This is a genomic window from Veillonella sp. VA142, assembly GCF_003992135.1.
GTDB lineage: Bacteria > Bacillota > Negativicutes > Veillonellales > Veillonellaceae > F0422.
The window spans coordinates 25,215-40,191 of record NZ_RQVN01000017.1 but is presented as its reverse complement, the minus strand read 5'-3'; the positions used below and the strand labels follow the sequence as shown (position 1 = coordinate 40,191).

General features: G+C 38.2%; 23 protein-coding genes. 2 read left to right on the top strand and 21 right to left on the bottom strand.

The genetic code is table 11. The features are described from left to right. Positions 1-59: 59 nt before the first annotated feature. The 5 genes from EO117_RS07195 to EO117_RS07185 are packed head-to-tail and all read right to left on the bottom strand — an operon-like array spanning position 60 to position 1,559. Positions 60-497, bottom strand: coding sequence for a hypothetical protein (locus EO117_RS07195; RefSeq protein WP_126939803.1), 438 nt, complete (start codon positions 495-497; stop codon positions 60-62). A 1-nt stretch (position 498) separates the two neighbouring features. Beyond that, complete coding sequence (locus EO117_RS09280; protein WP_164727536.1) at positions 499-675, bottom strand: hypothetical protein; 177 nt, start codon at positions 673-675, stop codon at positions 499-501. Beyond that, on the bottom strand, positions 656-1,012 hold the full coding sequence (locus tag EO117_RS07190) for a hypothetical protein (RefSeq protein ID WP_126939802.1): 357 nt from the start codon (positions 1,010-1,012) through the stop codon (positions 656-658). The genes EO117_RS09280 and EO117_RS07190 overlap by 20 nt, the downstream gene beginning before the upstream one ends. Further along, positions 990-1,148 carry a hypothetical protein gene (locus EO117_RS09275; RefSeq protein WP_164727535.1) on the bottom strand — a complete coding sequence of 53 codons (159 nt, stop codon included), beginning with the start codon at positions 1,146-1,148 and terminating at the stop codon, positions 990-992. The genes EO117_RS07190 and EO117_RS09275 overlap by 23 nt, the downstream gene beginning before the upstream one ends. A 15-nt stretch (positions 1,149-1,163) precedes the next feature. Then, complete coding sequence (locus EO117_RS07185) at positions 1,164-1,559, bottom strand: hypothetical protein (protein WP_126939801.1); 396 nt, start codon at positions 1,557-1,559, stop codon at positions 1,164-1,166. A 380-nt stretch (positions 1,560-1,939) separates the two neighbouring features. On the opposite strand from EO117_RS07185, the gene EO117_RS07180 reads away from it, so the two are divergent. Both EO117_RS07180 and EO117_RS07175 read left to right on the top strand, forming a co-directional pair. After that, positions 1,940-2,866, top strand: a complete 927-nt coding sequence (locus EO117_RS07180; protein WP_126939800.1) for a site-specific integrase — start codon at positions 1,940-1,942, stop codon at positions 2,864-2,866. 10 nt (positions 2,867-2,876) lie between these two features. Further along, positions 2,877-3,128, top strand: coding sequence for a hypothetical protein (locus EO117_RS07175; protein ID WP_126939799.1), 252 nt, complete (start codon positions 2,877-2,879; stop codon positions 3,126-3,128). A gap of 202 nt (positions 3,129-3,330) precedes the next feature. Here EO117_RS07175 and EO117_RS07170 read toward each other — a convergent pair whose 3' ends face one another. Genes EO117_RS07170 through EO117_RS07100 form a run of 16 tightly spaced genes read right to left on the bottom strand, consistent with a single transcriptional unit; the run spans position 3,331 to position 14,970 of the window. Further along, entirely contained in the window at positions 3,331-4,620 is a 1,290-nt protein-coding gene (locus EO117_RS07170; protein WP_126939798.1) for a pyocin knob domain-containing protein, read from the bottom strand. A gap of 10 nt (positions 4,621-4,630) precedes the next feature. Then, positions 4,631-5,254 (bottom strand): putative phage tail protein, encoded by a 624-nt coding sequence (locus tag EO117_RS07165; RefSeq protein ID WP_126939797.1) that lies wholly within the window; start codon positions 5,252-5,254, stop codon positions 4,631-4,633. After that, positions 5,247-6,302: a baseplate J/gp47 family protein gene (locus EO117_RS07160; RefSeq protein WP_126939796.1), complete on the bottom strand. Its 1,056-nt coding sequence runs from the start codon at positions 6,300-6,302 to the stop codon at positions 5,247-5,249. The genes EO117_RS07165 and EO117_RS07160 overlap by 8 nt, the downstream gene beginning before the upstream one ends. Further along, the gene (locus tag EO117_RS07155; protein WP_126939795.1) at positions 6,302-6,739 is read right to left on the bottom strand and encodes a DUF2634 domain-containing protein; all 438 of its coding nucleotides are present in this window, start codon (positions 6,737-6,739) and stop codon (positions 6,302-6,304) included. The genes EO117_RS07160 and EO117_RS07155 overlap by 1 nt, the downstream gene beginning before the upstream one ends. After that, positions 6,726-7,163, bottom strand: coding sequence for a DUF2577 family protein (locus EO117_RS07150; protein WP_126939794.1), 438 nt, complete (start codon positions 7,161-7,163; stop codon positions 6,726-6,728). The genes EO117_RS07155 and EO117_RS07150 overlap by 14 nt, the downstream gene beginning before the upstream one ends. Next, complete coding sequence (locus EO117_RS07145) at positions 7,144-8,139, bottom strand: hypothetical protein (protein WP_126939793.1); 996 nt, start codon at positions 8,137-8,139, stop codon at positions 7,144-7,146. The genes EO117_RS07150 and EO117_RS07145 overlap by 20 nt, the downstream gene beginning before the upstream one ends. Continuing rightward, positions 8,136-8,855 carry a phage baseplate protein gene (locus EO117_RS07140; RefSeq protein ID WP_126939792.1) on the bottom strand — a complete coding sequence of 240 codons (720 nt, stop codon included), beginning with the start codon at positions 8,853-8,855 and terminating at the stop codon, positions 8,136-8,138. The genes EO117_RS07145 and EO117_RS07140 overlap by 4 nt, the downstream gene beginning before the upstream one ends. After that, a complete protein-coding gene (locus tag EO117_RS07135; RefSeq protein ID WP_126939791.1) occupies positions 8,855-11,257 on the bottom strand; it encodes a phage tail tape measure protein in 2,403 nt (800 codons plus the stop codon). The genes EO117_RS07140 and EO117_RS07135 overlap by 1 nt, the downstream gene beginning before the upstream one ends. Beyond that, complete coding sequence (locus EO117_RS09270; protein WP_164727534.1) at positions 11,250-11,396, bottom strand: hypothetical protein; 147 nt, start codon at positions 11,394-11,396, stop codon at positions 11,250-11,252. Before EO117_RS09270 ends, EO117_RS07135 begins: the two co-directional genes overlap by 8 nt. A 14-nt stretch (positions 11,397-11,410) precedes the next feature. Further along, entirely contained in the window at positions 11,411-11,830 is a 420-nt protein-coding gene (locus EO117_RS07130) for a hypothetical protein (protein WP_126939790.1), read from the bottom strand. Positions 11,831-11,834: 4 nt separating this feature from the next. Next, positions 11,835-12,272 carry a phage tail tube protein gene (locus EO117_RS07125; protein WP_126939789.1) on the bottom strand — a complete coding sequence of 146 codons (438 nt, stop codon included), beginning with the start codon at positions 12,270-12,272 and terminating at the stop codon, positions 11,835-11,837. A 12-nt stretch (positions 12,273-12,284) separates the two neighbouring features. Further along, the gene (locus EO117_RS07120) at positions 12,285-13,427 is read right to left on the bottom strand and encodes a phage tail sheath subtilisin-like domain-containing protein (RefSeq protein ID WP_126939788.1); all 1,143 of its coding nucleotides are present in this window, start codon (positions 13,425-13,427) and stop codon (positions 12,285-12,287) included. Continuing rightward, positions 13,415-13,900 carry a DUF6838 family protein gene (locus EO117_RS07115; RefSeq protein ID WP_126939787.1) on the bottom strand — a complete coding sequence of 162 codons (486 nt, stop codon included), beginning with the start codon at positions 13,898-13,900 and terminating at the stop codon, positions 13,415-13,417. Before EO117_RS07115 ends, EO117_RS07120 begins: the two co-directional genes overlap by 13 nt. Further along, on the bottom strand, positions 13,900-14,292 hold the full coding sequence (locus EO117_RS07110) for an HK97 gp10 family phage protein (protein WP_126939786.1): 393 nt from the start codon (positions 14,290-14,292) through the stop codon (positions 13,900-13,902). Before EO117_RS07110 ends, EO117_RS07115 begins: the two co-directional genes overlap by 1 nt. Next, entirely contained in the window at positions 14,289-14,636 is a 348-nt protein-coding gene (locus EO117_RS07105; RefSeq protein WP_126939785.1) for a phage head closure protein, read from the bottom strand. The genes EO117_RS07110 and EO117_RS07105 overlap by 4 nt, the downstream gene beginning before the upstream one ends. After that, positions 14,629-14,970 (bottom strand): head-tail connector protein, encoded by a 342-nt coding sequence (locus EO117_RS07100; RefSeq protein WP_126939784.1) that lies wholly within the window; start codon positions 14,968-14,970, stop codon positions 14,629-14,631. Before EO117_RS07100 ends, EO117_RS07105 begins: the two co-directional genes overlap by 8 nt. Positions 14,971-14,977 lie beyond the last annotated feature (7 nt).

Here is a 14,977-nt window from a genome sequence, read left to right as displayed (position 1 = left end):
CTGTGCCGATTGTTGTTGCCAGCTGTTTAATCTCTTCAATAATTCCCATATGCCACCTCTTAACCGTTTACTGCTGTGTTGTACACTGATACAAAGTCCGTATCCGTCAAACCTAATGCACCTAATGCGTTGGCTTGTTGGTTTTCTGTCAACGTCTGTTGTTCATCAAAACGTAATCGATTATTGATACTTTCAGCCATAGCACTAGCCCCACTTTTATCTGTTTCGATGTAGTCCGCAATCTCTTTCAATGTATCAAACGTAGCAGGAGCACCGCCCACTACTTTGGCAATCTCTGCATTAATCGTAGATGTTACTAACGTAGGTAGCTCACCTTTCAACACGTTGATTTGCTCTGTTACCTTATTTGTAACTACGGTTTCATCAACTGTACTACCTGCACTATTTGTTTCTAATGCCAATACTCGACCTTTCAAGCCTTTAATATCTTTTCCAATCTCTTTCACCACTAGGGTTATTCTTTCAACTAATTTCATATTAATTACCTCTTTCTAATAAGTAGATTAATAGTAAATCTCTATCCTCTGTAGGATTTTGATAGTTGTCCTTTTCCGTTTTTGTGGATTTTCTATCGCCATCGCTACCATTGCTAGCAGGCTCATCACGGATTCGCACAACGTCCAACAAATTGTCGTCATACACTCGAATCAGCATTCAATCGCCCCCTATCTGATACACTGCCTTTGACTAGTACATGACCTTTTAAAATTTTCGTTTTAGGTCGGTTATTGCTATCATACACAAACACATCATACACATACCGACCTTGAGGAATATCACCATCCAATGTCAATTTGAATGTAGATAATGCATCATCCGATACGTTTTCAATTTTAACGATGTCAAACTTAGCAATGTATTCCTCATCACTAGCATTCGCACGCACTACGGCGAATAGAGCATCTGCCTGTACTTCCTTGTTATATTCAAGGATAAAGGAGCAAGGCACGCCCTGCTCCTTAACGAAATTATACTGTTTGATTTGACTCATCTCTCTTTTCCTCGGATTCTTGCTTTGGTTCGCTTTCCATCGCATCTAAAATGACATTCTGCACGCAATCCTCAATAGGGCAACGACCATTCTCTAATAATACTGAACCGCACCATTCACAATATTGTTCTTTCATAACGAGTCCCTCCTATTACAGTTCTTTGATTTTCTTAATTAAATCAATATCAATTTGTTTGAATTTAGCCTTGATGTCATCCGTTGGCAAGCCTTTCATTTGCTTAGTCAAGAAGATTTCTTTTAGCTTGTCCCGCTCATTTTCTGCTTCTTTCTTTAAAGCTTCAATTTTCTCATTCTTAGATGGCTCTACCACCTCTGGCACGTAGTCGACAAATTGGCCATTGACATAACATTTGTAGTCAACGAATTGACTTTGCATATCGTCTCCACCTGTTACATAGTTGTGATTTGGATAGTCACGCTTTGCAAGCTCAAGGCATGCTTCTTCGGTCTCTCCATGCACACCAATCAATAGGGATGTGATTCGCTCACCTTTTTCGTTTAAGATAAATACATATTGATTTTCCATTCTTTTTCTCCTTTCTAAGAGATAAAAAATTGCATAAAAAAAGCACCCTTGAGGTGCCTAGTATGTTATAATTGTCATAAGAACTCGATGTGAGTTAGGTTCATCACCGAAAGGTGGTGATACTATGCGTAATTATGAAAAGATTCAACTAATCATTTCCATTCTTACTTTAGTAGTTGCCGTATTACAGTTGCTTAAATAGTTTCTGATAATACAACGACCCTAGCGCTTACACGTTAGGGTCATCACATTGTGAATCGATTTTAAGATGAACCTAACGCCTGCAAACATCGGGTTCTTCTTGTTGTTACAACTATAGTATACCATATTTTAGGCTCTCGTCAATGGACGAGGGCTTTTTATATTGAAAGAGGCATACAATGAAACTCATACAAAAATTAAAGCATGCTACGAAACGGCCTTATGTTGTTTATTCCGTAGTTGGCTATTTTGCCACTTACGATGAAGCAGTGGACGCGCTCCACCAATCTCGCCAATCCCTAACACTTCAACAAATCTATGAGATGTGGCTACCGTCTCATGCTAAGAGTGTTAGCAATAACACCCTTAACAACTACGGTTCAGCATTCGCACACCTTGCTAACATCCACAATGTAGCAATGAGTGATATCACCTACTTACAACTACAATCCATCATTGACCACATGCTTAGTACTGAACTTTCCTACAGCTCGTGCAAGAAGGTCCGCACCTTGATTAGCCAACTATTCGACTATGCAATAATCAATGGTTGGTGTACCACTAACTATGCCAAGTTCCTAAACCTTGGCCACAATAAGCCCGTACGACCTCATAAGCCTTTCACTACTCAAGCCATCAACCGCTTATGGCGACTAGAATCACCACTTCATGATATTCCTCTCATTCTACTTTACACGGGAATGCGTGCATCAGAATTAATCAGCCTCAAATCTCGTGATGTTAACCGTAAACAGCACACGATTAAAATCATCTCGTCCAAGACGAAATCAGGTATCAGAACAATCCCTATCCACGATCGCATATGGCCTATCATTGAACGTAGGTTACATACTGTATATGTCACCCAAGAATGTCGCACCTATTCATCACTAAGTCGTGAGTTCGATAAGGCAATGAAAGCCATTAATGCCAAACACACAACCCATGACTGTCGCCACACCTTTGCCACACGCCTCGATAACGAGAGCGCCAATTACAATGCCAAGCGATTACTACTTGGCCATGCTAGTGGTAACGTTACCGATGGAGTTTATACACATAAGTCCCTGGGTCAATTGCGTAAGGCAATTCGCCTACTTAAATGACCAAGGGGGAATGCAATCATCTACATTCGCTGATAATCAAGCGGGTAAAGAATATAAATTTACACTGCCTATTGCATACAAATCAAAATGCTTGGTAGCAATTGGATCGGTTGAAACTAATTTAGATAGTGGATATACATATATTAATCTCAACCATTCCCCAAGCAAATCCACCCTATCACAACTTGCTTTTCATTGCTACACCGATTGGGATTGGAGTTATCGGGGATTTAAATTAGCTGTTCTATCAATAGGAATTTAACTGCCCAAGGGGGAAAACGCCAAGAAAGAAACGATGATGTAGTAACATTTCCTATTGCATTCTCTCATAAAATTTTAGGTATACAATTAACAAAAGGTTGGGGCGTTAATGCTCCAAGTTATAAAAATACCACATTAACAAATTTCACCATGTATTCCCACGACAATAGAAATTATCTAACTACATGGCTAGCTTACGGAAGTTAAATTCCTATCGCAATCCAGCAACCATTATTGCGAGATTTAGGGTAATTAGTGTTATCACTTCCGCTTATAATCTTAAAATTGCTTGTTGTGATAGACTTTGGCCGCACCATCATTTCGTGCCATGCCGTTGGCTCATCTAGCATCATAGGAATCACGGCTAATACTTTGTTGAAACGGATGGAATACGAGATAATTGCAGTTTCAGGAATGAATTTTCCCCCTTGGATAATTAAACCGCCGAATGCCTCACCAAAGCATATATACCAGGCGTTTTCGTTGGAGAAATCATATCTGACTCCCTTCGACTTCAAGAGGTTTGTTACATCCACATTTACATCACCAATAAGCGCCTTAACAACTGCTAGTGTAGGGGCTAATGCTGTGTTTGTGTCAACCTTGTTGTTAGTGATTAACGTAATGAGTTCTGTTACATCGCCTTTGGTCACGTTGATGCCTTCATCGTGCTTTGCAATTGCTGTAATTACATTATCCCAATCGCCAAAATATTGCCAAGATCCCCATGTGTTGTAGAACGTACGGCTGGCTTGCTTAATTGCCTTACCTTGGCCATATGAGTAAAATGTCTGTGTGATTACATTACCATCAGTTTTAGTCACGTGGATTTGTCCATAGCTATAGATTTTATCCGACGAAGGTGCGTTCGCCCACCCCATAACATTTGCATTACATTCGTAGATGCCTGGTTTGGTTAAATCGTTCCAGTTACTAATGTTATTTGGAATTATGGCACCACCTGCGTATTTGTCTAATCCATGCGCCGTCATATCTGCTTTATGCGTATTAATTAATGTCTCAACATCTGCCCGTGAAACAGATACTCCTAAGTCAATCTTAGCCGCTACATTTGTAGAATCACCTACTGCTAGTGCAATTTGCAATGATTGTATAGGTATTGGGCTATTTTTATCTGGAATATATGACGTTAATCCGCTAGCATTGGAATATGCAATTAGCTTTTCTTGCCCGTTTTGTCCATTTTTTGCATACACACCAACTTCCCGCCAATAAAAACCAGTATTCACTGTTTTGTTGTCAAATTCAAATTTAAATACTCTTGTTCCATTTTCTCCATTTGACATGTTTGTAAGACTTACATTCAATTTTGGGCTAACAATATTTGTCATTCCTTCAATGGATGCTGTCAAATTCCCATCGCCTAATATAGCTTTGGTGACAATTAATTGATCACTTTCTCTACCACTTGTAGAGCGTATAATCATTTGGTTGCCCTGCTGAGTGAGTCGCAACCCTGGAAACTGTGCCATGATTACCTCCTTAAATAATAATTGTATTTTCTGTGATTGCTATTGCATTTACCGTTTTAACTTCTAACGAGATCAATTCATTTCTAAGAGATGAATCAAATCCAATGTATGTATTTTCCGAGATGCATGGGAATATCCCTATTTGAATATCATGTGATAAGCTTGATACTTCAATTGTTCTATAAGCAATGTGTGCTGGCTTGTATGTGTCAATCGCTTCTTTCATTTTCGCTAAATCAAAACACATTTCCTTATTAAATTCAAGGTCCATCGCATAATGCTCATTGAATAAAGATATTTTTGCCGACTCATCTGAAATATATTGATTTGCAATATATTCAAGAAATTCTTTTGTGCTTGTAGAATTGTGATTCAACCGTTCTATGATTCTTGCTCGTCTCACGTCAATTCCATCTGCAGATGTATCTATCCCTACGAATGTATCCCACAGTTTAATTCCATCTGTCGCATTCTGTATATTAAGTTGACTTAATATTTCTAATAACTGTACTCTAATACGTTCATGCTCCCGACTGTCCGCATCATTTGTTGTTTTGAACAATTCATCTTTTGCAATAAAAAACGGTAGATACTCAAGTATGTCTACCGTCTTCCAGCGAATAAAATCATCCATTGATTGTCACCTCATTCACTCGTGGGAGTTGATCATCTGTGATATTTATATTTGTTGTTCCACCATTCACTCGTAAGTCAGAATAATCAATAATTCCTGTATCTATATTTGCTAAGAGTGCTTTACCAATATTCGCATAGGATATGTAGTTCATACTAAATGTTTGGCGTTTAAACTCTTCATTTAGTATCCGCTTGACCGCTTCATGATTAGCAGTTCCTTTTGTTACTCGAAATGAAATATTTACATTCATAATTGTAGGTGTTGCCACTGTTACCGTTGCCCCAATTGGCGCTTCTTTTGCAATGACTGCTTTCACTCTGTCTAATAATGATGTATTTGCTGATTCGTTATTCACATCCACTAATAGCACTTTCACCGTCCCAGCACCATTCCATAATGGCAATACTTTTACTTGCCCTACACCATTTACAGATTGTGCCCATTGCATGTAATGGTACGCATTCCCACTAGTGGCTGGTTGTCGTACTTTAAATAACAAGCGTTGCAATAGATCCTTATCACTTTCTTCATCGAATCCATCGTAGCTTTCTTGTTCATTAATTACTGATTTTAATCCATCTACTGCTGTAATAATCTCTGTAATTGCATTGGCGTTTACATTACTATCTTTCCCAATGCCTTCAGATTCTGCTTTCACCGTTACATCGCCTGTATTCCCAATGGTTACCAATTCTATAGTTTTAAATAATTTTCCTTCCACTGTGGCGACTGTTACACCAATAGGTACTATCGTTCCTTCAATGCCTGTTAGCTTAAGTAATACTTTTGACTTTGTGGCTTTCTTCCGAATAACCCCATGCGCTTCTGCATGCATGGTTAGATACTGCCCCCACGATGTCTGTGGAAATGCTGCATCCAGTATTAATTGCATTTCTGCATAACTCTTTTCAAACTCTACAGCATTGGCACTTAATGTATCAAATGCGAATGTTCCCTCATGCGTTGACATGCCATTTGTATCAATTGTTTTAAAATCTTGAAGTAATCTTTTTAATACATCTTGTCTAGTTTGTATTTCAAACATTATACCTCCACTCCAATCGTTGTATGTCCATATATGGTTTGTAGGCCAATATGCAATACTACTTGCTTATGTTCTTGTATGAAATCTACTTCTTCTACTTCGATAATATATGGATTCACTAATAGTGCTTCCTTAACATATTCAAATAGGTCAAAGTGGCTAATTGAATCGTTCGTAACTTTCCCTATGAATCGTTCTAACTCAATACCATAGTCATCAAAATACGCCCTAAATCGATAGCGCTCTACACGGAGTACTTTCCACACCCATATTTGAATGGCTTTGTTACCAGTCACAATTTTTGGTTGCTTATCTTTCCCGTAGATGAAATTATCTCTAGTGAAGTCCCAAGCATATTCCGTGCATAACGGTAAGTTTCGTTGAATGTCTGCCGCAGCAATTGTGCCACCTTTAATAAATGGATTAGCCATTGCCATCTAACCTCCTGCATTTACCATATACAAAGTATTGTTCTGCTGTAGAGTTATCATCTCCTACAATTGGGATTAGCATAACCTTATCACCTTCATGCCATGTATCAGTCATAATCCTTGTTTTCGTATAATCATTATGAATATCATGCGTGTGGCTTTGGTATTCAGCAGCACCTACTCCACCTGCACGTGGTTGTGTTTCGCTTATGATATGCCCTTTAGACTCTCTATAATGACCTTGCAACCAATACTCATCTACCCATAAGAACGACTTATTCAATTCCATTCCATTATAAGCAACAACTAAGTTAGGTGGTGGTGATACAATTGTTCCTATTCCTGGCATAGCTTGCCTTCCTGCTGTGCCTCCAATATTGTGCATCAAGTCAATTACTCCTAAATAGGGATCATTGTTTTTGCTCGCCATTTGTATTTCCACCTCCTTGTTCTTCCATATATTCTAAGGTCAAATCCATTGTATGTACATTTCCTTGGAATCTATGTGTATCGCTTTTAATGTAGAATTTTCCTTGCAACTGTTCTTCTTCTACCTTAATAGAATACCCAGAAATGCATTGAATATTTCCTATGGCTGATATGCTAGAATCGTTCTTGACCCCCTTGGGTTTGGCCTTGGCCATAGAAATATTACTAACTGTACTTCCTTTTGGTTTTGGCTGATTCTTGTAAATATCTTGGAATATCCCATATCTTTCAATGGATTCCTCATCACTGTCTGTAGATATTACATTCCCAGATTCATTTACAGTTTTTACACGATTCACTATATCTTCAATTGATTCTGAATGAGATGAGTTTATGACGTTGTATGAATCACTAGCAATAAAACCATCTATCAACGTTCCTTTTTCGACTAGGTGGATTCCGTCTAGTAAGTGCACTGCCATATATTCCTTTTTTGTATCTGCCTTTATATTTTCATATAACGTTTTCATGACTTCTGTGCAGCTTTTTCCATCTGCTACAAAATTAACGACTGTCCCTATATTTGGTAAAGCTTTAAATGGAATCCCTACTTCTGCAGATAATCGTCTAAATGCATCGATTGCTTTTACCTGGTTGAATACTAAATATACCTTCGACTTGGCTAAATAAATCATAGGATCATATGCAGTGATGGACATAGTAAATGCATTACTGTCTCGTTTCCTAAAAAATATTCTGCCTTCAAATATTTTATGGTCATCAATTGTAATGGCAATCGTATCTCCTAATTCGATTTGATGATTGTAGAAACTCAAATCTTTAGGATTATATGCATAGGTCAATTCAACTTTTCGTGCCGCTTCCTCTTGACTTCCCGACCAGGTGAAAGACTCTACCAAATGTGTCATATCATGCCTGTGGCCATCATATGTAACGTGCTCAATTAAGGTATTCATAATGATATTACCCTTTCTTTAATTATTACACTTCTTTTACTAACTTTTATGGTAGCATTGATTGGGTTTACTCCACTTTTTACCATGGATTTATATGCTTTAATGGCCTTCTGTCCTTGTTCTGCAATTGGCATTACTTTTGATACCATTTTATTTGCTGTATCAAGTAAGTGATTTCCTTCATAAGCAATCATCTCTTTTTCTTCTGAAGCTTCTGCTATTCGGCTGTACAAACCTGTTGTGCCATTCTTTACTTCGGATGTAGGTCGTACGTATCGGTATTCTTTCAATGAAATACTATAGTACACATCACTTGTGCCGTCATGCTCATCATAATTAAACGATTCTATTGTGCATGGCATGGAAATAGCCGTGTTAGAAATAATTATCTTACACGGCTTTTTCATCGTTGCAAATCGTTTAATTTTCCTCACTAAATTGTAAGGCATCGTATCATTTGTTTCTGACCATTCGTACTTTTGCGCAGGAAAAAAACCATCAAATGAAATAACCTCAAGGCCTCTATTACCTATCATATTGATTTCACCAATAGCATTGATTTCTATTGTGCTATTCTTGTATGTAATGCCTGCTTTAAATGATTCGGGTGTCACTGGCATGACTACCTTTTCACCTGCACATGATAGAGTGAACGTACAACCTTGTGGGAGTTCTTTTCCACCAAAAAATGATAGGACTGTATCAAAAAATGACATTATACGGCTCCTTCCATTTTATTAATAGACCGAATCGACATTTCATAATGGATATGCTCCATAATTTCTTTTGCCAATTCTTCTACACTTTTACCATCGTTTCGTACATTCAAGTTTTGAATGGTGAGTTGTAATCCACCTCCACCATTTCCACTTCGTTTCCCCTGATCATACGCACTGCGTAATGATTGTGCATGCGGAATCACTTGTGAGCCACTAGGTAAGTTGATAATCTCGGCTCCACGGTCATGTACCATAGCAGGACCGCCGCCCCAATTATCTGTACCACTGTAAAGTAGCGGAATATTCAGTGGTCCAAATGATTTTCCACCAATTCCAGGAACCCAATTTGGTGTTGTGAATGAAATGCCGTTGATAGATGAAATTAAGCTATTGATAGAGGCTCTAATTCCTTCAATCACTCCATCTAAAATACCTGTGATTCCTGTAATAATTCCTGAAAATACACCTACAACTCCGCTCCATGCTAATGCCCAATTACCAGTAAAAACTCCTGTGATAAAGTCTATGATTCCACTCAATATTTGTGAAATTCCGTCTATAATGCCTGTAATGGCAACCACTAACCCTGTAAGTATACCTTCAATCGCTGATACTGCAATAGTAAAGCCTATCACTAAGTGACCAATGGCAACGGCTAATGGTCCACCTATAATTACAGCAGCAATAGCCCCTACTGTGTACATAATGAAATCTAATACAGGTGATAACGCTTTCCCAAGACGTTGGAACGATGCCATAAGTCGGTCTATGCCTTTTCCAAACGTTTCAGCAAGTTTGGTGACGAATGGTTGTAGGTGTGTCCATATTTTAGCGACTAAATCTCCAATGTATCTAGCTAATCCCATGAATCCTCGACCGAACGATTCTAACACTGGTCTTACTGTGTCCCAATTCTTCCAAATTGCTATACCAATTAATGCAATGGCACCCACTGCCAACCCTACGGGTCCTGTGAATGCCATTGGTAACATTCTAGCAATCCATGGAATCACCCTTCCAGCTACTAAGCCTAATAGGTTATACGCCTTAGTTATACCGTGAATGGATGCCTCTAACAATTTGTTTTGAATCGGTGAACCCGCTAACACCTTGCCAATATCTGCATACACACGCATTAGACTTCCTACACCACTTACTGCGGGTCCTAATATTTTCGTAAGCGCTGTAAACCCTACAACACTTAATCCAATATTTACTATCATATCTTTTACTGTTGGATTTAATCCTTTGAACCAGGTAGCTAATTCTCCCAATGTATTGGCTACGCTCTTAATTTTAGGCTGTAATACCTCTGCAAATGCAATTCCTAATGCTTCTACTTTACTTGCTAGGTCCTTAAATGTTCCTAGCAACGTTTGTTTCATCAAATCCGACTGCCGTTTTGATGAACCACTTGCTGAATCCATCGCTTCACGCATTTGATTATACTCATCAGTCGATGTATTAAGCACTGCCAATAATGCAGATGTTGATTCTGTACCAGCAATATCACCAGCTAATTTGAACTTTTCTGCCTCTGTTAACCCTTGCATTTTAGATCGCAATTGATCATACACATTGCCTAATCCAATAAACTTGCCACTGCTATCCACTGCACTTACCCCAAGTTTGGCTAATGCTTCACGTGCTTCTTTTGGCGGGTCCACTAAACGGCTTAACATCATTCGTAATGCACGACCACTGGTGCTTGCCTCAATGTTACTATTAGACATAATGGCCATAGATGTTGCGAGTTCTTCTACTTGTACTCCTAGTGCAGCTGCTGGAGCACCTGCATATTGAATAGCAATACCAAAGTCTGCCATTCCAAGTTTCGACTTGTTCGCCGCCATTTGGATTACATCAGCCATACGTTGTGAGTTTTCCGCTACATTTCCAGTCATAAGTCCCCATGTATTTAAGGCGCCTGCTACAACATTTGATGTAGTTTCTAGCGATTCTCCTGAAGCTACAGATGCCTCTACGATAGATGGTAATGTGCCCATAATTTGATTGGCATTCATGCCACTAGCGGCTAATCCGTCCATCGCAACGGCTGCCTCTGTGGCACTAATTGGAAAGTCAGCGCCTAAGCCTTTGGCAACTTCACGCAATTTCACTACTTCTTCTGCGGTAGCACCTGCTTTTGCTCCTGCAGATGTAACTGCGCTATCAAAGCCTACAAATGCATGAACTGCAGCAGCTCCAGCGCCAACAATAGCCGCACTTACAGGCATTAGCTTATCCCCAATGCCTGTAATACCTTCGCCCACTTTTTGCACACGCCTACCTGCACTATTCGCTGCTACTGCCGTATTCTGCATCCGTGCATTAATACCTGAAAGCACGGATGTAACGCCATCTTGAAGGCGCATGACTAAATCTATGACTTTACTCATTATTCTTCCGTGCCTCCTTGTGTAATCTTATTTCTTCATCAACAAAGGCATGAAGAATTGTCTTTTCTCCATGCCCCATTTTAAATACATCCGATGGTTTCATGTGGTGATTGGCAAATAAATAAAATGCCAAATTCATGTCACTATCGGATGTTATCCGTTTTTTACATCTTCAACAACATCCTGCACCGCTTCATCGCTGTATCCAGATAATTCAAATACTTTTGTTGCTAGTAGTTCGATTTCTCCAGGCTTAAATAATTTTTTGATGCAATCCAATTTGTTTGTAACCCCAAACTTTTGATGTAAATCACGGTCTGCTAAATCTGGTGTTACGATTGTTTTAGATAATACGATGGATGTGAATTTCCCATTATCAATAACTTGATGTTTTCCCTTACCGCTAGTCGCAAAATTCCGTGCTTCCTCAATTTGTTGGTATGGTAATTCTTTTAATTCTACAATAAATGGTTCGCCCAATAACTTTGTTAATCTTGGCACTTCTACTTCTGTTTTTGTTTCCTTTAAGATAATGCCTGCATCAGCAGATAATAATTTTTCTAATAAACTCATTTCCCTATTCTCCTGTAGCCATATCAATAATGTCAAAGTCTGTGAATGTAAAATCTACAGATTCTTCAACGATACTTCCAACTTTCCAATTTGCTAATGTAGTTGAATCGAATGTCACGTCGTAGATACTAATCGTTTCTACTCCGATTGCATCAGGATCATCCAATTGCGCTACAACATGGCACTTTGTGGCTTTTCCTTTTTTAATGTTTTCCGCACATTTTTTTAATAATAACGAAGATACTTTGTTCATCGTAATATTTCCCGAACCTTCGTACCCTACATATTTATATTGCGTAGACATTGTCTTTGCTTTTTTTACTTCTTCTTTTTTTAATTTTATTACCGCTTTAAACGCTGTGACTTCTGCAACTAGGTCTCCGTCAATCCATACTTGACCGTGGGAGCCTGTCATCACCTGTTGTGCTTCAAAGTTCTTCATGTTACCCCCTTGTTAAATAGAAATAGGCAATTGAATGTCTTCCATGGCATCTAGTGGTCGTACTTTAGCCTTCAAGAACACAATTTTCTTAGTATCTAAACGTTTCACTTGATCATCAGACATCTTGGCCAATTCTTCCTTAGTATACAATCCATGAGATAGTTGATATGTGCGAACCGCTTCCGTATCAATTTCGCATGTGCTGTATCCTTTTTGAAGTAATCGTTCATTTTCTAATTGCTTAAAGTATCCCATAATTGCAGAAATCAATAAGCACTTGTTTTCATAATCATTTGTGTATTTACCGATGTAAGAATCCTCTGCTGTCTTTTTGATGTCATCATACATCATGTCCATGATATCTACGATTTTCATCGTTTGGAATCCTTCCAACTTGCCTTGGCTTGTTGTTACCAAAGAATTTACAGCACGGCTCATTTTGAACTTTTCACCATCAAACCAAATGAAGAATTTGCCTTCATTTACCATTTGGTTCATTTCGTCTTGTGTGTAACGATCGCAATCAATGACTTCATTCAATGGTGCATAGGTTGCTGATTGAGTCATATTTGTTCCAGCAATGAGACCTGCAATACGTGCTGTATATTCTGCTGGCTTATATTCTCTGTCAGCTGTTACTACTTTTGTGTTAGCAAAGTTTACAACCCCCTCATAGTCTCCAGAGTGATTAGGTAATACTACTTTAATCTTTTTGAATTTGTTTTCTCGTGCTGTTTTAACCCATGTTCCCAAGTATTCTAACTGAGCTGTTTCGATAGTTGGAATTGCCAAATAATCGAATCGTTCCGTAAGCATTGCTTTTAATGGGTCTTGGAATTTATCTGCGCCACCACCTTGTACAGTTTCCATCATATATACAACAATTTTCAATGGCGGCTTGTTGTATCCTTTTAATGCTTTCAAAATGTAATCTTTGTTTTTTTCACTCAATTCACCTGGAATATCATCCACCGTATATACGGTGAATGGATTCTTCAAGGCTTCATGTTGCTCTGTCTTCTGCCCTAATTTAGTGATAGATACTTTTGTATCCTCAAGAATTAAACCAACAATACCACGTTGTGACCGTTGGATTGCTTCAATTCCCGCTTCCACAAATTTGACAACTACACTAGGCATTCCTAATTTTGCCATTTTCTTCCCTCCTCAAATTCTACTTCATATCTTATTTGAACGGTATCCATTGATTCTCCATTCTCTGTTTTTTCTTCAAGAATACCCGTTGTATCCATATAGGTGATTTCCATTGTGAATTGCATGATATCTTCATCTTCACCAATTCTATCGCCATGAATATCTGTGACATCGAAATGCCTATCCTCTACATTTATCCCTCGTTGGAATAACAATAAAAATCTATCAGTCATTTCCATGTAGTGATCTTCATTTTTGTCTTCTTCATCAGGAAAGTACGTGCATATAATTGATTGGTTTCGTTTAATATAAAATTTATTCTGTAGTTGTGAATGCATAAGAGATTTTATAAAAAAGCATGGCGTTTCAAATTCTTCTCGTACTTCATCGGAATACACCTTATTATCAAACTCATCCTCTATCATAATCGCTATACTTTTCCACAATTTTGCTTGTATTACTCGTTTAGCCACTATAACTTTCCTTTCAACTTCTTAAATAAATTGTCAGCTATGTTTTCTGTAAAACTATCTTGCCTTTTATCTACAGTATTTTTAAAGAAATAGGTGCCTTGCTTATACCCTAATACCTTCCCCGATGGGTGGCGCATGACATGTCCACGTTCTACCAAGTGATAGTGTGGTGATGTATTACGTATCGTCGCTTCTTGCGTAGTATCTGTTGAGCCTTTCATACTTAATTTCCAGCTTTTAGATATCTTTTTCGTTTTACCACGGCCTACTGGTGATGCATCTACTAAATCCTTACGCATAGCATTCGCTTCTTTTCGCAAGGCTTTCTTCGATTCTTCTGGATATTCTTTAATAAAAGAATCCATTTTAGAAATAAACTCTTCTATCTTCATTTCTTCTTACCTGCTGTATGAATACTACACATAAGTTCCAGTTTCACATGCCCCATATAAGGGTCAACCACTGTATTGATTTTGTACGTTGTGTCTTGATACTTAATCAACATCCCTGCCGTAATCCCCTTACGATATCGTATTGTGATTTTATGGACTTCTTCTAGCTTTTCTTTGTATACTTCCATATACTGACGTCCACGCAATGGCTCAATTCTTGCCCATATACGATTAGGGATGGCCCTTACTAACACTTGTTTAGTAATGCCATCCTTTTTTTCGTCTTTGTATTGGAATACTTCTACTTGCTTATTTAATCGTCCAATTCCATCCATATTAAGCATGAGTATTCACCTCATCTGTTTGTTTCTTCATATCCACTATTTCCTTAGCCGTCAAATAAGCTTGTGAAAGTGCAATATGTTGAATGATAGGTGTTAATGTATATGGCAAATCATGTACGAAAGTTTTTGTGGAGTTTATATCTCGGTTTTCGTACCAATGAGCCACCATATATGTGATGGCTCTATCGTACAATGGATCGTTCTTATATGGTTTTCCTGTCATTTGTTCAATGTAAATTGTCGCTGCTATAATTGATTCTTCTAGATATTGGTCATCATCCGTGATGTCTTCATCAATTCGCAAGAACAATTTTAAATCTTCAAGAATAACCATCTAAAGA